Raw genomic sequence first — 23,874 nt, 5'->3', positions numbered from 1 at the left:
ACCGCAGCAGTTTTTACTCTTTCCGATCGCATCTGATTGATTCGTAAGCCCTCTGAAAATCAAAATCCTTCTTGCCGTGGAAGCCGCTGTGGCACTTGCGGCAGAGGGATTCCTCCGGCTTTCTGACTATTCCCTCCTTCCCTTCGTGCAGCGAGCCTTTGCCGTGGCAGACTTCGCAGCCGACCATCTGCTCTATCGCTATCCCGGTGGTAAAGATGAGCCTCGAATAGTGGCAGGAGTAGCACTCGCCGCTGGGCTTTTCTTTGGCTAAAGAGGTCCCCGAGCGGTAATGGGGGGTCCGAAGCCAGCTCGAATACTCTTTCTGATGGCACTTGCGGCAGGGGACGGTGCCGGTGCTGTACGGGCCGGCGGGGGGCTCGGAACCGGCCAAGACCGCCTGGGGTTTGGCCAGAGAGGGAGGCTTTTTGCCCGCCTGACTTTCGTTGCGCGGCAGGGATTTCGCGGCTTTGGCCGCCTCTTCCCTTCGCTTCTCGGCGGGGCTTTGGCCCAGCGCCGAGACCGCCTTCGCCGTGGCGGGGTCGTCGGAGACGGCGGAATCGAGAACGGCTATGCTGTGTTTGTAGGTCGCCGCGCCCGCGGTTACGTTCTCAAGAGCCCTGTTGATGTCGTCCTGGGCTTTTTTCAGTTTGGCGACCTCCTCTTTCGAGGCGGGGTCCTGCTTTGCCGATTCGCTCTTTATTTTGCCTGAAATGGTTTCGAGCTGTGCTCTCATGGATCTTATCTGGCTCTGGCCTATGGGCAGCTTCCAGTTCTTGGAGATAGACGCCGAATTCAGGTCCAGCACCCCGAGATGCCTGCCCCTGTCGGAGGAGCGGAGCAAAAGGGTGTCTTCGACCCTGTCGGGGTCGGTTAGAAGCCGCTGGCCGGGGCCGCCGCCGATAATGAGGTTGATTCCCTTGACCTTTCTCGCCAGCTCGTGTTCCGCGTCAAAGCCGATGTCGGTCAAAAGGATGACGAAATCCACGTCCTTTATCTCCTCAAGGGTGCTTTTCGCCGCCGCCGTCCAGTCCGTGACGGTTATCCCCATCTCCTTGTCCCGCTCCGGCATGGCGTAGGTGAGGCTGAAGACCGCGGCCCTTTTCCCTCCCCAGTCTATGTATCTGAAAGCCGGGAAGGGTCTTTTGCCGCCGGGGAGGAGGATGTTGGAGGAGACGAGGGGAAGTTTTTCGGCCGCTCCGACGGTGACAAGAAAATCGAGGCCGTCGGCGAGGTCTTTCCTGCCCACCCCCATCGCCGCGGGGTTCATCCGGGCAAGCTCTCCGGCGACGACCTTCGCCCTCTCCCGGAGCCAGGCGCGCTCGTCGCCTCCCGGCAGGTTGAACTCCTGATGAAAGAGGGCGTCGCCGCCTTCGAGGTAGACGGTATCGCGTGTTTCGGCGCGAAGTACGCTCAGCTTGTACGCTCTTCGGGCAAGACCCCCGAGCCTGCCGGATTTTCAGCCGCAGGGAAGGACTTCTCCCGAAATCCCGGAGCCGTAGACCAGCCGCGTGTTCCAGCTTTCCGCCGAAAAGGCGGGAAGGGAGATTGAGAGCGCCAAAAAAAGGGCTGCAAAGCGTGAAAACATAAAATCCTTCTTTCCTGAAGCCCGGGGGAGCGGACCCGGCCGGGTCCCAGGGGGCATGGTTATAGATAATCCAATAGACGTGTGAAATGCAACCGGGGTGTACCGCAAAGGAGCATAACACAAAAAAAGCATGTATATTTGCGCCGCCTCTTCCGTTTGTCTCACGGCTCTATTATCATGTCCGCTCGCTCATCGCTCATTTGGGCAGGTTGACGATAACGAGGATTATTCCTTATGGAAAATGGCACTCTGATCGGCCGCATCCTTATCGTGGACGACGAACATGACATAACCACGGTCCTCGGCGACGTGCTGGAGGGCAGGGGCTATATCACCACGGCCGCCCACAACGCCGCCGAAGCCATAGAAGCCTATAAAAACGACCAGTTCGACATCGTCATCACCGATCTCAAGATGCCGGGGCTGACGGGGCTGGACCTTCTGGCGGCGATAAAAAACCAGAACTCCAGCGCCACCGTTATCATAATGACCGGCTACGCCACCGTTGAGACCGCCATCGACGCCCTGAAAAAGGGCGCCTACGATTACATACTAAAACCCTTCAAGATCGGCGAGCTTTTGCAGGTGGTGGACCGGGCCTTTGAAAAGATACGTCTCGCCACCGACAATATACACCTCAAGGAGCAGGTCGCCCTGCTTAAGCTCAGCGAGGCGGTCTCCTCGAGCCTCTCCCTCGACGAAATACTCTCGATAGTCGTCGAGACGGCCCTTAAAGAGGTTGACGCCGACGGGGCCGAAATACTCTTCCGCCAGCCGGGCTCCAGGGAATTCGCGCGGAGGCTTGTGACCGGGGACTGCCAGTTCGTGGACAAGCCCTTCGCCAACCCCCTCTCGCTCGAACCTCTCCTGAAGGGGCAGGCCTCCTTCAAACGCTCCGGCGCGGGGCTCGAAGGCATAATAAACGACGGCTGCGGGGGGCATATCGGTTCGATGATTACCGTCCCCCTGCGGCGCGGGGACGAGCTTCTGGGCATGCTCAACGTCTTTTCCCGCTCCGAACGGCGCGTCTTTCTGCCGAGGGAGGAAAAGGCCCTCTTCGTGCTCGGGGAGCGCGCCGCCACCAGCATCGAAAACGCCCTCCTCTATTCCGACCTCGAAAACGCCTTCCGGGAGACCATCCAGTCCCTCGCCCTCGCACTGGAAGCGAAGGACGCCTACACCCACGGCCACTCCGAGAACGTCACCCGCCTTTGCGAGGCCACCGCGGGCGAGATGGGCTGCAGCAAGAGGTTCATCGACACCCTCCGGCAGGCGGGAATACTCCACGACATAGGGAAAATCGGCATATCGGGCGTGATACTGAACAAGCCCGGCAGGCTCAGCTCCGCCGAATACCGGATAATCCAGTCGCACACCCACATGGGCAAGAGAATCCTAGAAAACATCTCCTTTTTGCGCGACGTGGTCCCGATCGTTTACCACCACCACGAGCGCTTCGACGGCTCGGGCTACCCCGAGGGGCTCTCGGGCGACGAGATACCGCTTGGGGCGCGCATAATGCAGGTCGCGGACACCTACGACGCGATGACCTCCAACCGCCCCTACCGCAACGGCCTGCCGCACGACAAGGCTGTCGAGGAGCTTATCCGCTGCTGCGGAACCCAGCTCGATCCGAAATGCGTCGAGGCTTTCGTCAAGATGTGCCAGAAAACCGGGATGTAATGGCTTCCTTTCCGGTCAGGCTTCTGGCTTCCGGCTTCGGGACGGGGTACGCCCCCTTCATCTCCGGGACTTTCGGGACCCTGCCCGCCATACCCCTCGCCCTTGCCGGAACGCTCCTCCCTCCCTGGCTTCTTTGTGTTCTTCTGATCCTCTCCTTGCCCTTCGGCATCTACGTCTGCGGGGCGGCGGAGGGTTTCGGCGCGGCCAAGGACCCCGGTTGGATAGTCTTCGACGAGATAGTCGGCTTCTTGTTCGCCACCGCTTTCCTTAAGCCGACGCCCGCGTCCTACCTGACCGCGTTTTTTTTATTCCGCCTCTTTGATATAATCAAGATCTGGCCCGCGAACTGGTTCGACAGGAGCGTTTCCGGAGGGGCCGGCATACTTCTGGACGATGTGGTTTCGGGCATATACACCAGGCTGGCGCTGCTCGCGCTCTCCTGGCTGGGCGTACTGGCGTAGGAGCGGGTCATGCCTCTTTCGCCCGAAGAGAGAATCAAAAGAGCGCTGACGGGCGCCGGCGAGACGCTGGCGCTCGCCGAATCGTGCACGGGGGGGCTTATCGCGAGCCGGATCACCGGCGTGGCGGGGAGTTCCGAATACTTCGACAGGGGGCTCGTCACCTACTCCCAAAGGGCCAAGGCCGAACTTCTGGGAGTGTCCGGCGAGATCTTCCGGCTTTACGGAGAGGTCTCCGAAGAGTGCGCCCTCGCGATGGCCAGGGGGCTTCTGGAGCGCCACGGGGCGACGGTCGCCGCTTCCGTCACCGGCATAGCCGGGCCCGGCGGGGGAACCCCGGAAAAGCCCGTTGGGACCGTGTGGATAGCCTGGGGCGGGCCGGAAGGGCTTACGAGCGAGCTTCTTTCCCTTTCGGGTGACCGCGCGGCGGTGCAGGCTCGCGCCGCCGGAGAGGTGCTCCTCAGGCTGGCGGTTTTCGCTGAAAAAAGGAGGAGAAAGGGTTGAAACTTCTCCGCTCCTTCATTGCCCTTGAATTGCCCCCCGCGGTAAGGGATAGTCTGGAGGTTCTCCAGAAAAAACTTCGCCCGCTGGCGCGCGACATTAAGTGGACGAAGACGGACAGCGTACACCTGACTCTCTTCTTCCTCGGCGAAATAGAGGAGGAGAGGTTCGAGGCCGTAGGAAAGGCGCTCGAAGAAGGTTTCGCCATCGGCGGCCCCTTCGAGCTTCATCCCGAGGGCGCGGGCGCTTTCCCCCTCCCCGAGAGGGCCAGAGTGGTGGTCGCGGGGGTCGGAGGCGACGTAAAGGCGCTGGCGGCCTTGCTGGAAGAAATAAACAAAAGACTGCTTCCGCTCGGCTTTACGCCGGAGCGAAGGCCCTTCAAGCCTCACCTCACCATCGGCAGAGTGAGGCGCGAAAAGCGCTTTGGCGGCGTGAAAGAGGCGCTGGGGGCGGCGGAAGATTTCAAGGGGCCCTCGTGGAGGGTCGAAAAGGTTATTCTTTACACGAGTGATTTGCAGCCGGGGGGGGCTGTCTACACACCCCGTGTATCTGTGGTGATAAGGTAGACGAAAAGGGAAATTCATCGATGAGCAAGGAAAGAAACGAAGCGGTAAATCTGGCGATAGGCCAGATCGAGAAGCAGTTCGGCAAGGGCTCGATAATGCGGATGGGCGAGAACGCTACGCCCAAGGGAATCGAGGTGATTCCCACCGGCTCCCTTTCGCTCGACATGGCGCTGGGCGTCGGCGGGTATCCGAAGGGCAGGGTCATGGAGATATTCGGCCCCGAGTCCTCCGGCAAGACCACACTCGCGCTCCACGCGATAGCCGAGGCGCAGAAAAACGGCGGAATAGCGGCTTTCGTCGACGCCGAGCACGCCCTCGACATCGGCTACGCGAAAAAGCTCGGGGTAAACGTCGAGGACCTTCTCGTCAGCCAGCCCGATTGCGGCGAGCAGGCGCTCGAAATTACGGAAGTCCTAGTCCGTAGCGGCGCCGTGGACGTAGTGGTGGTCGACTCGGTGGCGGCACTCGTGCCCCGCGCCGAGATAGAAGGGGAGATGGGCGACAGCCACATGGGGCTGCAGGCCCGGCTGATGAGCCAGGCCCTCCGGAAGCTCACCTCCACGGTGGCGCGCTCCAACACCCTCCTCATCTTCATAAACCAGATACGCCACAAGATCGGCGTGATGTTCGGGAACCCTGAGACCACCACCGGCGGCAACGCCCTCAAGTTTTACGCCTCCCTGCGCCTCGACATCAGGAGGACCGGCTCCCTCAAGGAGGGCGAGGAGGCCGTCGGGAGCAGGACGAAGGTCACGGTGGTCAAGAACAAGGTCGCCCCGCCCTTCCGCAAGGCCGAGTTCGACATACTCTACGGCACCGGCATAAGCAAGGAGGGCGACGTCCTTGACCTCGCCGTAGAAAAGGATATCGTTGAGAAGCGGGGTTCCTGGTACATCTATCAGGAGACGAGGATAGGGCAGGGCAGGGAAAACGCCCGGCGTTTCCTGAAGGAAAACCCTGAAATCGTGAAAACCGTCGAACAAAAGGTGCGGGAAGTTTACGGCTTCGCCGGAGCGGCCCAGCCGGCGGGTGAAAAGGGGTAACGGATGGAGCTGAACGAAGTCCTCCGAGTGGCGGTTGAGGCAAACGCCTCCGACATCCATTTCAAGGCCGGACTTCCGCCTATCTTCCGGCGCAACAGCCAGCTTTTTCCTCACAGGGAGACGGGGCGTCTCACGCCCGATATGCTGGCGGCCCTAGCGACAGAACTTATGACCGAGACCCAGCGGGACGTCTTTGAACGGAACCGGGAAATCGACATGGGTTACGGGGTGGCGGGGCTCGGGCGTTTCCGCCTGAACATCTTCCAGCAGCGCGGCTCCATAGGCATGGTCTTCCGTGTAATTCCCACGGAAATAAAGAACATCCGGCAGCTCTTTTTGCCGAAGGTGGTCGAAAAGCTCGCGGAGGAGTCCCGTGGGCTGATTCTGGTTACCGGCACCACCGGCTCCGGCAAATCGACCACCCTCGCGGCGATGATAGACCACATAAACGCCGCGGCCACGCGCCACATAATGACCATCGAAGACCCGATAGAGTTCCTCCACAGGGACAAAAAATCGATAATCAACCAGCGCGAGGTGGGGTTTGACACCCTGAGCTTTTCCGGCGCGCTCAAAAGCGCCCTCCGGCAGGACCCCGACGTTATTCTCGTCGGCGAAATGCGCGATTTCGAGACGATCGAGACGGCGCTCACCGCCGCCGAGACGGGCCACCTCGTCCTTTCAACCCTCCACACCGTGGACGCGGGCGAGACGATAAACCGCATCATCTCCGTCTTTCCGCCCTACCAGCAAAAGCAGGTGCGCCTGCAGCTCGCCTCCATCATCAAGGGAATCGTCTCCCAGCGGCTGGTTACGCGCATCGACGGGGCCGGGCGCGTCCCGGCGGTAGAGGTTCTGGTCTCCACCGGCAGGATACGCGAGTGCATAGAGATACCGGAGAAGACCAAGGAGATACGGCAGGCGATATCGGAGGGGTATACCTCCTACGGAATGCAGACCTTCGACCAGTCGCTTCTGATGCTGCTCAGCAACAAACTCATTTCCTACAAGGAAGCCATGCGCCAGTCCTCCAACCCGGACGACCTGGCGCTAAAGATTTCCGGCATAAGTTCGACGAGCGACACAAGGTGGGAGAATTTCGAGGACACCGCCGCCGCCACTCCGGCGGGGGTCGAAAAACCCGGAGAAAAAAAGTAACCATATATCAACAGGCATACCGAGTCGCATTTGCAATGAGCCCTGAATGCGGCCCGGTAAAGAAAGGGAGATCAAATGACCGGAGCCGCAATCCGGAAATTGTTTCTGGATTATTTCTCGCGCAAGGGCCACAGGGTCGTGCAAAGCTCGTCGCTGGTGCCCCAGAACGACCCCACGCTGCTCTTTACGAACGCGGGGATGAACCAGTTCAAGGACGTTTTCACCGGCCTTGAAAAGCGCGATTATACGAGAGCGGCCTCCTGTCAGAAATGCCTCCGCGTTTCCGGCAAGCACAACGACCTTGAAAACGTGGGGCGGACGGCGCGCCACCACACCTTCTTCGAGATGCTGGGAAACTTCAGCTTCGGCGATTACTTCAAGCGCGACGCCATCCTCTTCGGCTGGGAATTTCTCACAAAAGAAGTCGGGCTCGATCCGGAACGGCTCTGGGTAACGATCTACGACGACGACGACGAGGCGATGGCGCTGTGGCTGGAGCTTACGCCGGTCCCCGCCGAACGCATAGTGCGCTGCGGCGCGAAGGACAACTTCTGGGCGATGGGCGACACCGGCCCCTGCGGCCCCTGCAGCGAGATACATTTCGATCAGGGGCCCGGCATCTACCCCTGCCCCGAGCCGGATACGTGCGGCCCCCAGTGCGACTGCGACCGTTACCTTGAGCTGTGGAACCTCGTCTTCATGCAGTTCGAGCGGGACGCCTCCGGCAAGCTCAATCCCCTCCCCAAGCCTTCGATAGACACCGGCATGGGGCTGGAGCGCGTGACCTCGGTTGTCCAGAAAAAGCTCAACAACTACGATTCCGACCTCTTCTCCCCGATGATCGATTTCACCGCCTCCCTCGCGAAGGTCAGGTACGGCGACAAAGAGGAATCCGACGTTAGCCTCCGCGTTATCGCCGATCACATCCGCTCCGCGGTCTTCCTCATCGGCGACGGCGTCCTCCCCTCCAACGAAGGGCGCGGCTACGTCCTCAGGCGGGTGATGCGCCGCGCCATGCGCCACGGGCGGCTCCTTGGCTTTACCGAGCCCTTCTTCCACAAGGCGGCCAAGGTCGTCATCGACACGATGGAGGAGAGCTACCCCGACCTTCGGGACAAGCGCGACTACGTCGCGAGGGTGATACTCCACGAGGAGGAGCGTTTTATCAGGACTCTCGACAGGGGGCTTCAACTTCTGGAGGGTGAGGTCGCGAAGCTGGAGGGGCAGACGCCGAAGATGCTCTCGGGCGAGGTGGTTTTTCGCCTCTACGACACCTTCGGCTTCCCGGTGGATCTCACCGCCGACATAGTGCGCGACAGGGGGATACTCCTTGACGAGGCCGGTTTCGAGTGCGAGATGGAGGCGCAGAGGGAAAAGGCGAGAAGGGCCTGGAAGGGCTCCGGCGAGGAGACGATAGGCGGCCTCTACCGCGAGATGCGCGACAAGGGTGTAATCACCGCCTTCACCGGCTACGGAACCCTGGAGAGCCGCGCCGAAGTAAAGGCCATCGGCGTCGAGGGCAAGCTCGCGGACAGCGCCGGAACCGGCGCTAAGGTCGAGATAGCCCTTTCCGAATCCCCCTTCTACGGCGAGAGCGGCGGCCAGCTGGGCGACGGGGGCTGCCTTGAGGGCGAGGATTTTTACGTCCGCATAGACAACGCCACAAAGCCCTTCCCCGACCTCATCGTCCTTCACGGCGTCGTGACGCGGGGCGAGCTAAAGACCGGGGACGAGGCTTCGGCGAAGGTTGAATCCGGCGCGCGCTTCGCCACGGCGCAGAACCACTCCGCGACTCACCTTTTGCAGGCCGCCCTTCGGGACGTGCTCGGCGACCACGTAAAGCAGGCGGGCTCGCTTGTCGGCCCCGACAGGATGCGCTTCGATTTCAGCCACTTCGCCCCCATGACAAAGGAAGAGATACGCAAGGTAGAAAAGATCGTCAACCGCTGGACCGCCCAGAACCACCCGGTGGTGGTCACCGAGGAGGAATACGGCGTCGCGGTCGAGACCGGCGTGACCGCCCTCTTCGGGGAGAAATACGCCGACACGGTTCGCGTCGTGCGAATGGGAGAGGTCTCGGCGGAGCTTTGCGGCGGAACCCACGCCGGGTCCACCGGAGAGATAGGCACCTTCAAGATACTTTCGGAAGCGGGCGTCGCCGCGGGAGTGCGCAGAATTGAGGGCGCGACCGGCGAAAGGGCGCTGGAGCGCTTCTGGAAGGTGGAAGAGAGCCTCGAAGAGGTCGCCCAGTCCCTGAAAGCCTCTCTCGAAGACGCCCCCGACAGGGTCAAGAAACTACAGGCGCAGCTTCGGGACCTCGAAAGGGAGATAACCGCCCTTCGCGGAAAACTTGCAAGCGGCGCTTCCGGCGATATTCTTTCCGGCAAGAGGGAGATAAAGGGGATAAGCGTACTTTCCGCCCGCGCCCCCGTTTCCGACGCCAAGGGAATACGCGAATTCGCCGACACCCTCAGAGACAGGCTGAAAAGCGGCGTCTTCGCCCTCGGCGCGGAAGCCGACGGGAAGGCGGTCATCCTCGTAGGCGTGACCCCGGACCTTACCGCGAAGCTGAAGGCCGGAGAGCTTATCGCCCCCCTCGCCGCGCTGGTAGGCGGCAAGGGCGGGGGCAAGCCGGAACTGGCGCAGGCCGGAGGGAGCGATCCTTCAAAGATAGACGAAGCGCTTGAGTCTTTTTACGACGAAGTATCAAAGAAGCTCGGTTGATAGAATGTAAACGTTAGTTCCGTTTATAAATCAGGATGGCGACGACAAAGCCAGAGCTTGATTTGGGAACGGAGGGAGAGATGTTCCATGCTGGACATAATGCGTAAGGCGATGCTCGCGGGCATAGGGGCGCTCACCCTCTCCGAGCAAAAGGCGCGGGTAATCATAAACGATCTCGTCGAGCAGGGCCGCATGTCGAGCGAAGAGGGGGAGAAGCTCGCGAAAGAACTGATGGAAAAAGCCGACGCCTCCCGCAAGGAATTCGAGGCAAAGGCGGGGGAATACGCCAGGGAACTGATGGCGAAGGTGGATTTCGTCAAGCGCTCCGAGTACGACGAACTCGTTTGCCGCGTGGAAGACCTGGAAAGGCGGCTGGCCCCCGACGAGGACGAGGGCACGGACTAGACTAAAACGCCGTGAGAAGTCCGCTTGCGGTGTCGCGATTCGCTTCCGGACTCGCCGTAGCGCTGCTACTGCCTCGTCCTTTCGCTGCGCGGCTCCTTGCAATCGGAGCTTCTGACGGCGTTTTCACCAGTAACATATAACAATAATGCATTAAAAAAAGGCCGCTTTCAGGGTGGCCTTTTTCATTGCGCGCCGTCTTGTTCCGTCCAAACTGGCGCCGTCCGCGCCGAAAAAGGGGAAAGATGCGTTTTTTTCGCTGTTTTGCGACTCTTGCCGCCCTGAGTGCGTTCTTCCCGGCGCTCTGCCTTGCTTCTTCCACGGAAGCTTCACGCCCCCCGGCTTATCTCTTCACTGTGGAAACCGTCCCGTCGCCGCCCGAGGCCGGGAAAGAAGCCCGAATATCGGTGCGTATCCTTGACCCAGGCGGGAAGCCGCCAAAGGGAATGGAGGTCAGCCACGAGCGGATGGCGCATTTCATTTTCGCCAGCGACAACCTCGAAGAGTTCCAGCACCTTCACGCCGAGGACTTCGGAGCCAGTGCGGAGGAGTTGAAAGCTACGGGCAGGTTCGACCTCAGGATGACCTTTCCCGCCGGGGGAAAATACCGGCTGGGCTCGGATTTCCAGCTTGAAGGAAACGCCGTCCACAAAGAATCGGCTCTTGAAGTCAAGGGTTCGGCGCAGGAGAAAACCCGCTGGAACTATCGCCGCAAGGCGGCGGCGGGCGATGCGGAAATATCGCTCTCGGTAAGCCCCGAAACGCCGAAATCCGGCTTCCCCGTCCGATTCGCCTTCGATCTCTCGAAAAACGGAGCGCCCGTGGGCGATCTGGAGCCGTATCTCGGCGCGGGAGCGCACATTGCGCTCTTCGGCGAAAAAAGCGCTGCTTCCGAGCACCTCCACGGAGATTTCGCGTCCCCCGGCGAAAGCGAGACACCTTCGGGCCACGGAGGGCATCACCAGGCATCCGGAAGCTCGCGCATAATCTTCTCCCACGCCTTCCCCTCCCCCGGCCGTTACCGGCTCTGGATGCAGTTCAGGCGCGCGGGAAAGGTCTACACGATCCCCTTCGATTTCGAGGTGATGTAACGGACAAACGCCGTGAGAAGTCCGCTTGCGGCGTCGCGTGCTCGCTCAAGGACTCGCCGTAGCGCTGCTACTGCCTCGTCCTTTCGCTGCGCGGCTCCTTGCAATCGGAGCTTCTGACGGCGTTTTCACCAGCAACGTATAACAATAATGCCGGAATGCAGGTCTTAAACACGGCAAAGGATTTTGACGCCGGGCAAGGAGCCCGCAGCGAGCGCGACGCAGACAGTAGCGTATCTACGTCAAGGAGCGCGAGCGAGTAGCGACGAAGCCCCGCGGCAAAAGACGAAGCCGACTTCACGATACATAGTGAAGTTTTAGAACAAATCCTTAAGCCACTTAAAGGCTATAAACGCCCCCATCGCGCTCCCCCACGATGAGAACATGAAGACGAGGAAGATGCGGCTGACCCGGTTTTTCCACCAGCCCTTCCAGTGGGAAAGCTCCTCCCAGAGATTTTCCAGATCCTTGACCTTCGGCTTTCCGACGTAGGCCTGAACCACGCCGGTCACCATCCCCGCGCCTATGGCGGGGTGGAGCACCGTTATCGGAGCGCACAAAAAGGCGCTGATGACCGTAACCGGGTGGCCGAAAGCGGCTATCGTGCCGAGGGCGGAGAGTATTCCGGGGCCGAGAATCAGCGCCCAGAGAGCGTTTTGCAGCTTGGCGGGGTCGGCGAAGAAAAATCCGGCGACCAACACCGCCACGATGAGCGCCGGTATCGTCCAGGGAAGTATTTCGGAGATAAGGGGCTTCGGGGGTATTTCGTCGAGCTTCGCGACCTCGGCGTCGGGAATGTCTTCGTAGATAAGCCGCGAAATGCCGGGGATGTGGCCAGCGCCGACCACGGCGACGATGTTCTGCCCTTCCGAGCCTTTTATCTTCGCCGCCATGTACTTGTCGCGCTCGTCGATGAGGGTGGCCTTGACGGAGGGGAGGAATTCGGAAAGCTCCTCCATCATCGCGGTCAGGGCGTCGCGCTCGCGCAGCTTGGCGAGCGCCTCCTCGTCCACCTCCACGTCCTCGAAGGCGCTGACGGCGATGGTGCTTATCAGCATGTTCTTTTTCCAGAAGCCGGTGGTGCGCCAGACGCGAAGGAGGGTGGTGCGTATGTTGCGGTCGACAAGCGCGACCTTCGCCCCGTTGTCCTCGGCGGCGTTCACCGCCTCAAGGAGTTCCGCGCCCGGCTTGACGCCGGTCTTTAGCCCCATCTTGCGCTGAAAGACGCTGAGGGCGAGGTTGGCGAGCAAAAAGGGGCCCTTGCCCTGCCGTATCGCCGCGCCGAGGTTCAGCGTCTCCCACATCCGGGGGTTTTTGAGGGTATTAAGCCTCTGTTCGTCGAGTTCGACGCAGACCGTGTCGGGTTTCAGCTCCTCGACGGTGCGGCGGACCTCCTCGACGCTCTCTTTGGAGACGTGGGCGGTGCCGACGAGGTGGACTACCCTCCCGCCGGGGAGTTCAAGGCGGGTTACTCCGCTTTTTTTCTCTTCTTCAGCCATCTTTAAATCTTTTTCTTCCAGCTCTGAGGCTTGTTCGCGTCGTCTGCCGGGCGGCTTCCGAACCTTTCGCGGCCGCCCGCGCCGGAAGTGTCCCTTGCCGGGTGGCGGTTAAAGCCGGCTCTGGCCGGAGCGGGTCCGCGCCCCCTGACGAGGTCCGCGATCATTCCTGATTTTCCGATGCGCTCGAAGTAGGCGGTGACCTTTTCCAGCGCCCTCGGGGAGTTGAGCTGCAAAAGGGATTTTTGAATCTTTGCCTCGGCCCCGGAGGGGATGAAGATTCCCTCGCCGGTCTCCGGGTCGCGCCGGGTGACGTACATGCAGGTGGAATCGGTCATGGGGGTCGGGGTGAACTGCTGGGCCTGCTCGATGGAGCGCCCCCTCTGCCGCACGTAGCGGGCCAGATCGAGGGCGTCTTCGAGGTTGGAGCCGGGGTGGCCCGCGATAAGGTAGGGGATGGGATAGAGCTCCTTCCCGCACTCCCGCGCCATCTGCTCGAAGAGCTTGAGAAATTCGGTGTAGACGCGAAGGGGCGGCTTCTTCATCAGCCGCAGGGGGCGCGCCGAGACGTGCTCGGGGGCGATCTTCATCTGGCCTCCTACGTGGTATTGGACAATTTCACGAAAGAGCCGCCTCTGCGGCCCCAGAACAAGAAGGTCGTGGCGGAGGCCGGAGGCGATGAAGAGGTGCTTCACCCCCTGAACCCTCCGCACCGAGCGAAGAAGTTCCAGATAGGGCGCGCCGGAGGTTTCGAGGTTTTTGCAGACCTCGGGGTAGAGGCAGCTTTGCCTCTCGCAGCCGAAGCGCCCCTCGCCGGAACCCTTGTTGCATTTTGTCCCGTACATGTTGGCGGTGGGGCCGCCGATATCGGGAATCGTCCCCCGAAAATCGGGCCGAAGGGCGATTCTCTGGACCTCGCCCAGTATCCCCTCCGCCGGGCGGCTGACGATCCCCTTCCCCTGATGGGCGTAAAGGGCGCAAAAGGAGCAGCCCCCGTAACAGCCCCGGTGGGTCACGATCGAGAAGCGCACCGTCTCTATCGCCGGTACTCCGCCAAGCGCCGCGTAGCGCGGGGGAACCGCCCTTGAGAAAGGCAGTTCGTAGAGGGAGTTAAGCTCCTCCGGGGTCAGCGGGTCGGCGGGCTGGTTCACGACGACGAAGCGCGCGCCGTGGGGCTGCGCCATCTTCGGCGGGTAGGGTTTGGAGGCGGCCTGACGGAACATCTTGTGAAATTCGTAAAAGGAGTCGTATTCCTTGATCGTCTCTTCGGCGGAGGGGAGGAGCAAAACCCCCTCCTCGGCGGGCGCTTCGGAAGCGAGATAGGCCGTTCCGCGTATCCAGCGAAGCTCCTCCGGCTTTTTTCCGGCCGAAAGCCCTTCGGCTATCGATTTTATCGCCCGCTCGCCCATCCCGTAGACCAGAAAATCCGCCTTGGCGTCGGCGAGAATCGAGCCGCGCACTTTTTGCTGTACGAAATCGAAGTGGGAGAGCCTGCGAAGGCTGGCTTCTATCCCCCCCATTACGACGGGAACGTCGGGATAGGCTTCCTTGCACCTCTGGGCGTAGACAAGAGCGGCGTGGTCGGGCCGTTTGCCGGGCACTCCGCCGGGCGAGTACTCGTCGTGCTCGCGTTTTCTGCGGTCGGGGGTGTAGTTCGCGACCATGGAATCGACGTTTCCGGCGGTGACGCCGAAAAAGAGGCGCGGCCTGCCGAAACGGCGGAATTCCTCCGCGCCGGTCCATTTGGGCTGGGAGAGAATTCCCACCCGGTAGCCGAGAGATTCGAGATAACGGCCGATCATCGCCGAACCGAAGGAGGGGTGGTCCACGTAGGCGTCGCCGGTTACGATGACGACGTCGAAACGGTCCTCTTCGTTTTCCGGCGCTTCCGGCAAAAAAGCTTCTGACAAGGGGACTCCGATGCGTGATTTGTAAAAAGGCTTCTCAAAATAAGGCCTTTATGCTCCTGTGTCAATCACTGCCGGTTCAAAAGAGGTCTGCAGAAAAACTTCGGGAGCTTTCTCTTTTAGGGAGACAGGCGGCACAAGCGGTGTCAGAGACGCTGACGGCAGGGTTCCCGGCGCGTCTTTCCGTTCCCGGCGAGGAATCCCGCAACGAAAGGGTGAGGCAGTAGCAGCGCTACGCCGAGCCCTTGAGTGAGGACATGACGACGCCGGGGGCGGAAAGGATGCGCCGGTTATAATTTACCTGAACGCAGTATCACAATGGCCAGCCCCAACCCCATAACCCCCGCCAGCAGAAAACCCACTATTCCGAAGACCGGGAAATCCCACAGCAGCGGTCCCTTGCCGGACTGGGTGACGAAGGCGCTTCCGACGATGAGCGCGCCTATTACTATGCTGAGGCTGAGGCGGTTCGTCACGCGGTCCATCTCGGAGAGCATGTTGTCGTAGCCCTTGTGGACGAAATCGATTGAGAGGCGGGATTCAAGAATCCGCTGGAGTATCCGCGAAACCTGCGAGGGAAACCTCTGCCCCATGTCGCGGTAGTCGTGCAGGGCCTTTTGCATCAGCTTCATGTGGCGGCGCGGGTCCAGCCGCTTCAATAGGAGCTTTTGGGCGAAGGGCAGCGCCTCGTTCAGGATTACCGTCTTCGGGTCGAGGTGCCGGATGACTCCCTCGGCCACCAGCATCGTCCTGCCGAGCATGACCAGCTCAGGCGGCACCCGCACCTTGTGGCGAAGGCCGATACGTATCCCCTCGCCCAGAATCTCGCCGATGCGAAGGTCGCCGAGCGGCCTGCCGTAATAGGGCTCGATAATCTCCCTAAGGTCGCGCTCGAAGGCCCGCTCGTCCACAACCTCCTCGCAGTAGCCGATCCTTACGAACTCCTCGACGAGAGCGGCGTAGTCCCTCGAAATAACCGAAAAAAGGAGGTTTCCGATGGATTCGCGCATCTCCTCGCTCAGATAGCCGATTGCGCCGAAATCCAGAAGGGCGAGTCTGCCGTCCGCGGTTATGCGTATGTTTCCGCCGTGGAGATCGGCGTGGAAGACGCCGTCGATAAGCACCTGCTTTATCACCGAGCGGGCGAGCACGGAGGCCATCTTCGAGCGGTCGGCCCCGATGGCCGCTAGGGCGGCGTCGTCGGTGGGCGAGACCCCTTCCACCTCCTCGAAGACGATTATGCTCTCGGTGGTGTAGTCCCAGAGGACTTCGGGTATGAGGATGTCGCCTTCCTTCGCGGTTTCCCTGCGGAGCCTCTCGGAATTGGAAGCCTCCAGGAAAAAATCCAGCTCCCGGCGAAGCGACCTTGAGAATTCGTCGAGGATGACGTGCAGGTCAAGCTCCCGCGTCTCCTCCACGTAGCGCTCGGCCGCCGTCAAAAGAAGCTGGAGAACGGACAGGTCGAGGTTGATTATCTTGCCGATGCCGGGGCGGCGGATCTTCACCGCGACCTTTCGCCCGTCCTTTAGCCTCGCGCGGTGGACCTGCGCAATGGAGGCGGAGGCCAGCGGCTCCTCCTCGAAGTACTCGAAAAGTTCCTCAAGGGTTTTGCCGGTCTCGGAGTGGATGGCCCTTTCGACCTTTTCAAAGGAGATGGGGGCGACTTTCTCGCGCAGTTTCTCGAACTCGGCGGCGAAAGGCTCCCCGACGATGTCGGGCCTCGCGGAGAGAAGCTGGCCGAGCTTGACGAAGGTAGGCCCAAGCTCTTCCATCGCCAGGCGGAGGCGCTCCGGGGCGGTAAGAGCCTCGTCGTACTTAAGCGGCCCCCGTATCCTCTTGGCTATCGGCGCGTAGCCGGTGAGCCGAAGGTCTCTGACGAAATGCCAGAAGCCGTGGCTGGAGAAAACCCCGACTATCTCGCGGAGCCTCCCCGCGAGCATGTAAGTCTGAGCTAGCCGGGAGAGCCTCAACGCTTCTTACCCCTGCGGCGGCCCCTTTGCTCCCGCGCCTTGGGCTCTCCGGGCTTTTGCTCGCGGGGCTTTTGCTCGCCCGGCCCTCGCTCCCCTTCCTTGGGCTTTCGCCCTCTCGCCTCCCTCTGTCCGGGGAATTCCCTGGAGCCGGGTTTCGTCTCGCGCGAAACCGGCAGCTCCGGCGGCGGCAGGACGGTGAAGTCTATCTGCCTTCTCGATTCGTCCACCCTCTCCAGGATTACCTCTATCCGGTCGCCGATGCGGAAGGTCCTTCTTCCCCGCTCGCCCATCAGGGTCTGCTGCTCCTCGTTGTAGTGGTAGAAATCGTCTTTCAGGCTTGAGACGTGGACCAGCCCCTCCACGAAATACTGCTCCAACTCCACGAAAAAGCCGAAGGTGGCGACGCCGGTCACGAAGCCCCAGTAACGCTCTCCGACCTTGTCGGCCATGAACTGGCACTTCTTCCACGCCACCGCCTCCCTCTCGGCCGCCTCGGAACCTCTTTCGCAGTCGGAGAGGCGGGGGCACTCCACAGAGAGCATCTCCCTCAGCTCCTCCTTCTTTTTTTTCGGGATCCCCTTCGGCTTTATCGCCATTTTCAGTATGCGGTGGACGAAGAGATCAGGATAGCGGCGGATGGGCGAGGTGAAGTGGAGGTAGTGGGTGGAGGCGAGGCCGAAATGGCCGAGATTCTCATAGTGGTAGACGGCCTTTTTCATCGTCCGTAGCATCACCTGGTTGATCATCCGCGCCTCGGGCTTGCCCTCGGTCTTCTCCACCAGAGCCTGGAAGTCGCCGGGTTTCAGTTTCCCCTCCGTGCGTATGAAATAGCCGAAATTGTGGATGAATTTCTTGAACTCCTCCACCTTCCCCGCGTCGGGCTCCTCGTGGATGCGGAAGGGGGCCGGAATCCCCTTGTCTTCGAGAAATTCCGCCACCGCCTCGTTAGCGGCGATCATGAACTCCTCTATGAGGTAGTGGGCGCGGTTCCGTTCGCTGCGGACTATGTCCTCGGGCCTGCCGCTGATGTCCAGTATTATCTCCGCCTCCGGGAGGTCGAAGTCTATCGAGCCGCGCTCCTTGCGCCGCGCGCGGATAAGGCTGGCGAGGCTCCACATCCTGTGGAGGCCGTCGGCAACGTCGGCGTAGACCGTAGCCTCCTCGCAGTCCGGGTCGTCCAGAATCCTCGCCACCTTGTTATAGGTCAGCCGGTGGACGCTGCGGATAACCGCCGGGAAAAACCTCTGAGCCTTCCGCCTCCCGCCCTTCGTGAACTCCATCTGGGCGACCATCGTGAGCCTGTCCTCGCGGGGGACGAGGCTGCACAGGTTGTTGGAGAGCGCCTCGGGCAGCATCGGGAAGACCCTGTCGGGGAAGTAGGTCGAAGTCCCGCGCAGGAGCGCCTCCGAATCTACCGGAGTGCCGGGGACCACGTAGTGGGAGACGTCCGCGATGGCGACCCTGAGGATAAGCGAGCCCCCCGGCCCCTCCTCGACGTGGACCGCGTCGTCGAAATCCTTTGCCTTCTCGCCGTCGATGGTCACGAAGGGGACAAAGCGGAGGTCCTCCCGCCCGCTGATATCAGCGGCGGCGACCTTCCTCGGGAATTTTTCCGCGTCGCGAAGCACCGTATCGGGAAAATCAATCCGCACCTTGTGTTTCAGGGCTATCGCGCCCGCCTCCGCGTCCTTGTCGCCCTGATAGCCGAGTACGTGGACGACGATGCCCGCCGGCGGCTCCCCCTGCGAGGGGTAAGCGGTAAGCTCCACCTGCACCAGCTGGCCGTCAACCGCCCCGCCCAGATCGTCGAGGTGGACGTAGACGTTCTCGTTGAAACGCTCGTCCAGCGGCGCGACGAGGGCGTACTTGCCGCGCATCCGCACCTTGCCGATAATCCTCTCCGTGCCGCGCTTTAAAATCCGTATCACGCTGCCCGAGGGCTTAGGCCCGGATTTCTCAACGCGGGCGATGACCATATCGCCGTGCATCGCTCCAGCAAGCTCGCGGTTGCCGACGAAGAGATCCGGCGCGCCCGATTCGCGCCTGTCCACGAAGCCGAAGCCGTCGCGGTGCATCGAAATGCGCCCCACCACGAGCCCCACCCGTGAAGGGTGAGCGTAGCGCCCGCCCTTGATCTCCACGGCCCGCCCCTCCGTCACAAGCTCCGAAAGGAGGGCCAGAAACCTCGGGGCCTCCGTCTCGGCCACCGAAAATCTTTCCCGAAGCTCCAGCGCCGTCATCGGCGAAGGGGCCGAATCGAGGAGAAAAGAGACAATCTCTTCACGGCTTGGCATCATAAAAACTCCCCGGTCAAAAAAGCGCGGTTAAAAGGCAGACAGCCCTGTAAAATCAAGTTTATCATTATATCCCCGCAAGCGCCTCCGGCAAAGCGCGCTTGACCACCGCACCCCTCTATGATATTAGAGACAGTCCGTGCCGAAGTGGCGGAATTGGTAGACGCGCCAGGTTCAGGGTCTGGTGGGTTAACCCCCGTGCTGGTTCGAGTCCAGTCTTCGGCACCATAATAAAATCAAAGGGTTACGCGATTACGCGTAACCCTTTTTTTATCGTAAAAATACTCTGGGGGGACAATAGGGGGACAACCGGGCGGGAGAAAATTTCAGGAGAAAGGTTAAAACCCCCAATTAGGACGCACTCGGTGAATTAGCAGTGGCAAGCTACTGCTATTGTGGTTGGAAAAAATCCAAAAGCATTCAAAAAAGCCAAGAAGACCAACGTATTATCTCGCAATTATATTAGTAAATTTAAAGATCGTGAAATCAGTTGTTGCACGATAACTGATTCAGAATGGTCATTTATAATATTACAAGTTAATAATGATCTAGAAATAGTGATAGAATTAATTATCATATTTGTATTAGGCAAAAAGACTAGATGGCTATAAACAAATTGTTTTGTATAAAATGTCGGAGCAGAAAGAATTTTTACCTCTAGGTCTGTTATGGCGTTGCCCAAATTGTTTTTCATATCGTCAGAATACATAATTGGATAAGAGCTGTTGTTCAATTGCAAGGAATATCTTTTTAAAATGGTAATATAAATGTTTAGGGCATTTCTGATTTCACAAGTAGGCTTATAGAGGTATATATAAATGGTACGAGCCAATAGCATGGTAATTGCAACTGAGGCAGTATAAAAAAATGCCTGCACCTAAGAGGCCCTTCTTGCAGTATAGATGAATTGCTCATAAAAAACCTGATATGCAGAAGATGCAAGATTGCTCTCATTAGATAAGGAATTAATTTTTCCGCCAATACCCAAACTATTGGATAAAATTTCAATTTCGCTCATAACAGATCTGGCAATTTGCTCCGGGTGAAATACAATATTTGTTGGATCATTATTTAAAATGCCTTTTACATATTTAATAGAATCATAAAATATCGAACTCTCGTAGACTTGCAATGACTGAATCAGAATTTGAACAAAGAACATGGTTGTATATGTCTTCTCTGCAATCATTTCTTTTGCTGCTTCATGGTACAGGGGCTCATTGAGAGCTATATAAGAATAATCATTAGAATAATTCACATATAAAAACTTTTCGCTGTATGGAATATCCTTATTTGTTTGTGGAAGTTTGGTCGGAATATATAGCTCAAAATCGTCAACCACAAGCTGCAAGTAAGCAAATTTATCTACGACATTCTCAATAAAATGCCGACCTCGCATTGTTAAGGATAAATCTCTAGCATGTATATATTTCTTTTTATCATAAATAATTTTCATTTTAATTAAATTACTGTCCTGAACAGAGCTTAATTTTTCGATTATTGCCCAAACTTGTTCTTTGTTGTAGCCTTTCCCATGCGAAAAAATATCAATAACCTCCTGTGCTGTTATGGCCAAACCCTTTTTATCTCTGTTGTATATGACTTCTAGAATTAATCTGGGCAACCAAAAAGAATGTTTATATTTATTGTGTAAATCAGACACATTATATATATTTGGATATTTGCTGCAATTTTCACTGTAAAGTCTTTTCCCTCCTAACATAAATGCGATATTGGCCACTGGGTATTGTTTTGAAAGTCGCGGATTGGCAGATTGCGATGCGGATGTGTAATTCAATGGGTCTTTCTTCACCGATATCCAGCTATACAATTCAAAAAAAGAAATAATGTCTCTCATTCTATATCGTGACATCTGCAATACATTTTCTGCAATAGCCGTTGTTAATTCATCGTTTTCAATTAAGCTGTCAATTATTGGCTGTGAGATATACTTAACCTCATAGGTGATCTTATTATTATGTTTAATTATTTTTTTTAGTAACTGCAGCCGCTCTTTCACCACATCCTTCCAGTCTGCATTACTTAGCAAAAATGTGTTCCTATCATCAGAAAACCAATCTATTGCATGATGCTTGGTCCCTTCCTGATCGACAATCGATTTAAGCATATCATACGAATCAGTTCTTAACACGAAAAGTAAATTTAGCCCAACATCCCCTAGCGGACTTCCATTGTCTTTATGGAATCCGAAAATAGTGGATCTTACTTCGTTCATTGGGTTGTCTGTAAGCTTCGCCATGCATCTAGATGAAAATTTGTGTTTGTGGAATATCTGATCGATGTTATCAATTATTAGCAGAATTTTAAGTCCAGATTTGATCTTTATATAATTGAGCAAATTGGCAACTTCTTGTTTTTTAACATGAACTGACTTGGCTGCGCAACAATTGTTAATGATTGAATTGGTTTCTATTATGTAATTTTGATTTAGCCCCATTTTTGCCGAATATTCTTGATAGTTATTAATTTTTTCGATTATTTTCTTAGTTTTATTGCAGATAGAATCAAGAAGATTTCCGAACGTAAAGCTATCCATTTGCTCAGAGATGTGGGCATCAATACGAATATAAAATGTATCTCATTTGAAATACATTTTTTCACCTATTATTGTTAATAAATAATTAACATATGAAGTTTTGCCACTACCAACATCACCCAACAAAAATGTACATGTATTTACTGTTTTATTTCCAGTCTTTTCATGCCGTAGTACATATTTTACAAAATTATTAGGATCTATCGGGGCACCAAGCGTTCTATTGCCTTTATTGAGCATTGCCGGCTTGTAATGATTTTTATAAAACATATATGCAATATTCTTTTTATCGCTATAATTAAATTTGCTTAGAGGCAAATTTATATCTATAGGTGTAGGGAATACTGCTGGTTGGCAAGAAAATGCAATTTTCATAAATTCAGTGAACTTATTAACGCTTTGTGCTGCTTTTGAATCATGAATTGTCGAGGCATGCGCATCGGCCTCTGTTCGTCTCATAAAGCATAAAAATTCATTCACCTTCATTTTTAGCCCTCAAAGATGCAGTAGAATTAAAAAAACCGGCCATTACTGTGCATATTCTATCAACCTAATCTAGTATTGTGAAGTAGAAATTTTAGTTTTGCTCACCATAGCTTCCCACTCCTCCGCATCAAAAAACACCTTGTTTAGTACCTTGAGTATTAGACGAGGGTATTTCCCCTGAGAGTGCCATTTGTAGGCGGTGTGCTTGGATATGGGCATTTCTCCGGGCTTGGCCTTGCTGATCTCGATGAGTTTCACGGTTTGATCTCCTCTGGGTTTCTGTTGTCAGGTTTTGCCCAAAGGATGCATTACGGTACAAACACTGGCAAGCGTTAATTTCCCTTTTACGCAGATGGTTTCTATTGCGCTATGTACCGTAATTGTAAGGGTTTAACGTTATCCCTGAAACGGATAAAGCCGCCAAAACTGGCGGCTTCATCAAAGTTGAATTTACGATGTATTGGCCGATTATCTAGCGGACTTTTTTGCAGCTTTTTCGGCCTCTTCTTTTTCATTGAAAGCGTACACGCGGCAAAGCTCGGAGCAGAACTTTTTTCGTCCTTTTCTCTGCACTACCGTGAATTTTCCGCACCTCTCGCAAAAGCTGTAATATTCCTGCCCGCCTAGCTCTAAAAATGTCAAAAAAACCATGCTGATTACGGCATTCCACTCGAAAATATGTCGCGGATCGTCGTGATTAAAACTAAATGCCCTTATGAATTTCATTTTGCCGTTTTCGATAATGTAGCCGCTGGCAATTTTCCATGAATGCCCGATTACGTTGTGTTCGAGGACTCCTGAAAGCAGAATATCCCTTTTATCCGCGACGATCTCAGGAAGTGCCAGCTCCCACGGTTTATTGATTTCCGATAATTTTTTGAAAACTCCCCTGATTCCTTCAATTGTCACGTTTACCGGCTGTATTGCGCCGGCCAGCGCTTCGGTCTGAAAATCATTTATGGATTTTATTCTCGGGTCTCTTTTGAAGCGAAATTTTGCGTATCCTTCGCTAAAACTTAATTGAGGTATTTCCTGCGAAAGTTCGGGCCACTGGTCGATAAAGGGCTTTTCTGGATTCGCTGAATTTTCCATTTTTTCGATGAGTTTTAAGGATGGTTCATTCGGCTTAATTTCAAACTGTAAATCAAGGATTTTGACCGCCTTTTCCGCTAATTCTCTGAAGTCTTTTGCCCGTAAATCCTCATTTAAAAACCTTTCAAGCCATTCGCCGCACGCCCACATTTTCGGATCGATTTTTTGCGCATTTTTTACGGGTTTTTTCTCGATTTTTTTCGCCATTTTTATTTCCTCCGCGAATTAAAAATTCGCTTTTTTAGCCCATTTCAGGCGAGTTTTTGCCGCAAATTCATTTAAAAAAGGTTTTTGAAATTATTAGTTGATTTCCCCATGATTTTTTATGAAATTTTCAATTTTTTTATTTGAAAAAATTGATTATTTTTTCGGTTTTTGATTTCGGCCTCAATATTTCGGCGGAAATATCGACCGCTTTTCGTAGCGCATTATCCGATAAATGCGCGTATCTCTGCGTTGTAGCCGCGTCTTTATGTGTTAAAAGTTTTTGCACAACATAGAGGTCAATACCTCCTGAAACAAGCGCACTGGCGAAGTGGTGATGGAGGCCGTGAAAGCGGAAATTTGACGGCAAATTTGCGGCCTTCCGAATTTCAGCCCATGCGCCCCTTATACACTTCCGTTTTCCGCCTGTTTTCGAGGACGGAAAAACCCATAAACTGTTGGATTTCGGAAGTGCTTTTATGACTTCGGCGGCTTCTTTTGAAATCGGTAAATTCTGGTCGGTTCCGCCCTTCGGATTTCTAAGGGTTATTATCTTCCTATCCACGTCCACGTTGGACCATTCCAGCTTGAAAATCTCGCCCCTTCGGAGCCCGGTATAAAGCGCGAATTTGATGACCGCCGCCGCGCCCTGATCCGGCC

General features: G+C 56.5%; 19 protein-coding genes and 1 tRNA gene. 10 read left to right on the top strand and 10 right to left on the bottom strand.

The window, feature by feature from the left end:
* Positions 1-13: 13 nt before the first annotated feature.
* Entirely contained in the window at positions 14-1,267 is a 1,254-nt protein-coding gene (locus tag EPN96_05075; GenBank protein ID TAL17454.1) for a hypothetical protein, read from the bottom strand.
* A gap of 552 nt (positions 1,268-1,819) precedes the next feature.
* Between EPN96_05075 and EPN96_05070 the strand changes: the two genes are divergently transcribed.
* From EPN96_05070 to EPN96_05030, 9 genes are all read left to right on the top strand, one after another.
* Positions 1,820-3,268, top strand: a complete 1,449-nt coding sequence (locus EPN96_05070) for a response regulator (GenBank protein TAL17453.1) — start codon at positions 1,820-1,822, stop codon at positions 3,266-3,268.
* The gene (locus tag EPN96_05065) at positions 3,223-3,729 is read left to right on the top strand and encodes a phosphatidylglycerophosphatase A (protein ID TAL17452.1); all 507 of its coding nucleotides are present in this window, start codon (positions 3,223-3,225) and stop codon (positions 3,727-3,729) included. The genes EPN96_05070 and EPN96_05065 overlap by 46 nt, the downstream gene beginning before the upstream one ends.
* A 9-nt stretch (positions 3,730-3,738) precedes the next feature.
* Positions 3,739-4,230, top strand: a complete 492-nt coding sequence (locus EPN96_05060) for a CinA family protein (protein ID TAL17451.1) — start codon at positions 3,739-3,741, stop codon at positions 4,228-4,230.
* On the top strand, positions 4,227-4,793 hold the full coding sequence (gene thpR, locus EPN96_05055) for an RNA 2',3'-cyclic phosphodiesterase (GenBank protein TAL17450.1): 567 nt from the start codon (positions 4,227-4,229) through the stop codon (positions 4,791-4,793). The genes EPN96_05060 and thpR overlap by 4 nt, the downstream gene beginning before the upstream one ends.
* Positions 4,794-4,813: 20 nt before the next feature.
* On the top strand, positions 4,814-5,836 hold the full coding sequence (gene recA, locus EPN96_05050; protein ID TAL17449.1) for a recombinase RecA: 1,023 nt from the start codon (positions 4,814-4,816) through the stop codon (positions 5,834-5,836).
* A 3-nt stretch (positions 5,837-5,839) separates the two neighbouring features.
* Positions 5,840-6,994 carry a type IV pilus twitching motility protein PilT gene (locus EPN96_05045; GenBank protein TAL17448.1) on the top strand — a complete coding sequence of 385 codons (1,155 nt, stop codon included), beginning with the start codon at positions 5,840-5,842 and terminating at the stop codon, positions 6,992-6,994.
* Between the two features lie 75 nt (positions 6,995-7,069).
* Positions 7,070-9,718: an alanine--tRNA ligase gene (gene alaS, locus EPN96_05040; GenBank protein ID TAL17447.1), complete on the top strand. Its 2,649-nt coding sequence runs from the start codon at positions 7,070-7,072 to the stop codon at positions 9,716-9,718.
* Positions 9,719-9,805: 87 nt separating this feature from the next.
* Entirely contained in the window at positions 9,806-10,123 is a 318-nt protein-coding gene (locus tag EPN96_05035; protein ID TAL17446.1) for a hypothetical protein, read from the top strand.
* Between the two features lie 443 nt (positions 10,124-10,566).
* Positions 10,567-11,211 (top strand): hypothetical protein, encoded by a 645-nt coding sequence (locus tag EPN96_05030; protein ID TAL17445.1) that lies wholly within the window; start codon positions 10,567-10,569, stop codon positions 11,209-11,211.
* 314 nt (positions 11,212-11,525) lie between these two features.
* Here the strand turns inward: EPN96_05030 and EPN96_05025 are convergent, their stop codons facing one another.
* The 4 genes from EPN96_05025 to rnr all read right to left on the bottom strand — a co-directional run bounded on the left by EPN96_05025 (position 11,526) and on the right by rnr (position 18,878).
* Positions 11,526-12,707, bottom strand: coding sequence for a TraB/GumN family protein (locus EPN96_05025; protein TAL17444.1), 1,182 nt, complete (start codon positions 12,705-12,707; stop codon positions 11,526-11,528).
* Positions 12,708-12,709: 2 nt separating this feature from the next.
* Positions 12,710-14,626, bottom strand: a complete 1,917-nt coding sequence (locus EPN96_05020; GenBank protein ID TAL17443.1) for a YgiQ family radical SAM protein — start codon at positions 14,624-14,626, stop codon at positions 12,710-12,712.
* A 275-nt stretch (positions 14,627-14,901) separates the two neighbouring features.
* Entirely contained in the window at positions 14,902-16,581 is a 1,680-nt protein-coding gene (locus tag EPN96_05015; GenBank protein ID TAL17442.1) for a hypothetical protein, read from the bottom strand.
* On the bottom strand, positions 16,578-18,878 hold the full coding sequence (gene rnr, locus EPN96_05010; GenBank protein TAL17441.1) for a ribonuclease R: 2,301 nt from the start codon (positions 18,876-18,878) through the stop codon (positions 16,578-16,580). Before rnr ends, EPN96_05015 begins: the two co-directional genes overlap by 4 nt.
* A 138-nt stretch (positions 18,879-19,016) precedes the next feature.
* On the opposite strand from rnr, the gene EPN96_05005 reads away from it, so the two are divergent.
* A tRNA-Leu gene (locus tag EPN96_05005) sits at positions 19,017-19,103 on the top strand.
* A 649-nt stretch (positions 19,104-19,752) separates the two neighbouring features.
* Here EPN96_05005 and EPN96_05000 read toward each other — a convergent pair.
* From EPN96_05000 to EPN96_04980, 5 genes are all read right to left on the bottom strand, one after another.
* Positions 19,753-21,432, bottom strand: a complete 1,680-nt coding sequence (locus EPN96_05000; protein ID TAL17440.1) for a hypothetical protein — start codon at positions 21,430-21,432, stop codon at positions 19,753-19,755.
* A gap of 42 nt (positions 21,433-21,474) precedes the next feature.
* Entirely contained in the window at positions 21,475-21,918 is a 444-nt protein-coding gene (locus EPN96_04995) for a hypothetical protein (protein TAL17439.1), read from the bottom strand.
* 69 nt (positions 21,919-21,987) lie between these two features.
* On the bottom strand, positions 21,988-22,176 hold the full coding sequence (locus EPN96_04990) for a DNA-binding protein (GenBank protein ID TAL17438.1): 189 nt from the start codon (positions 22,174-22,176) through the stop codon (positions 21,988-21,990).
* A 210-nt stretch (positions 22,177-22,386) separates the two neighbouring features.
* Positions 22,387-23,217 carry a hypothetical protein gene (locus EPN96_04985; GenBank protein TAL17437.1) on the bottom strand — a complete coding sequence of 277 codons (831 nt, stop codon included), beginning with the start codon at positions 23,215-23,217 and terminating at the stop codon, positions 22,387-22,389.
* A 136-nt stretch (positions 23,218-23,353) separates the two neighbouring features.
* Positions 23,354-23,874 (bottom strand): site-specific integrase (locus EPN96_04980; GenBank protein TAL17436.1); only part of this gene is annotated, 521 nt, incomplete at its 5' end.

The sequence above is a fragment of the bacterium genome, from assembly GCA_004322275.1.
Lineage (GTDB): Bacteria > Desulfobacterota > Deferrisomatia > Deferrisomatales > BM512 > SCTA01.
Note: the sequence above shows the minus strand (reverse complement) of the source record. Positions and strands in the feature narration are given on the sequence as shown.

Bases quoted from the DNA above. Each gene is read 5' to 3' on its own strand.
- recA (TAL17449.1), top strand. From the start codon at position 4,814: ATGAGCAAGGAAAGAAACGAAGCGGTAAATCTGGCGATAGGCCAGATC.
- EPN96_05025 (TAL17444.1), bottom strand. From the start codon at position 12,707: ATGGCTGAAGAAGAGAAAAAAAGCGGAGTAACCCGCCTTGAACTCCCC.
- EPN96_05075 (TAL17454.1), bottom strand. From the start codon at position 1,267: ATGAACCCCGCGGCGATGGGGGTGGGCAGGAAAGACCTCGCCGACGGC.
- rnr (TAL17441.1), bottom strand. From the start codon at position 18,878: ATGATGCCAAGCCGTGAAGAGATTGTCTCTTTTCTCCTCGATTCGGCC.
- EPN96_04985 (TAL17437.1), bottom strand. From the start codon at position 23,217: ATGGCGAAAAAAATCGAGAAAAAACCCGTAAAAAATGCGCAAAAAATC.
- EPN96_05065 (TAL17452.1), top strand. From the start codon at position 3,223: ATGCGTCGAGGCTTTCGTCAAGATGTGCCAGAAAACCGGGATGTAATG.
- EPN96_05000 (TAL17440.1), bottom strand. From the start codon at position 21,432: ATGGATAGCTTTACGTTCGGAAATCTTCTTGATTCTATCTGCAATAAA.
- EPN96_05060 (TAL17451.1), top strand. From the start codon at position 3,739: ATGCCTCTTTCGCCCGAAGAGAGAATCAAAAGAGCGCTGACGGGCGCC.
- EPN96_05035 (TAL17446.1), top strand. From the start codon at position 9,806: ATGCTGGACATAATGCGTAAGGCGATGCTCGCGGGCATAGGGGCGCTC.
- EPN96_05070 (TAL17453.1), top strand. From the start codon at position 1,820: ATGGAAAATGGCACTCTGATCGGCCGCATCCTTATCGTGGACGACGAA.
- alaS (TAL17447.1), top strand. From the start codon at position 7,070: ATGACCGGAGCCGCAATCCGGAAATTGTTTCTGGATTATTTCTCGCGC.
- EPN96_05030 (TAL17445.1), top strand. From the start codon at position 10,567: ATGGAGGTCAGCCACGAGCGGATGGCGCATTTCATTTTCGCCAGCGAC.
- EPN96_05045 (TAL17448.1), top strand. From the start codon at position 5,840: ATGGAGCTGAACGAAGTCCTCCGAGTGGCGGTTGAGGCAAACGCCTCC.
- EPN96_04995 (TAL17439.1), bottom strand. From the start codon at position 21,918: ATGAAGGTGAATGAATTTTTATGCTTTATGAGACGAACAGAGGCCGAT.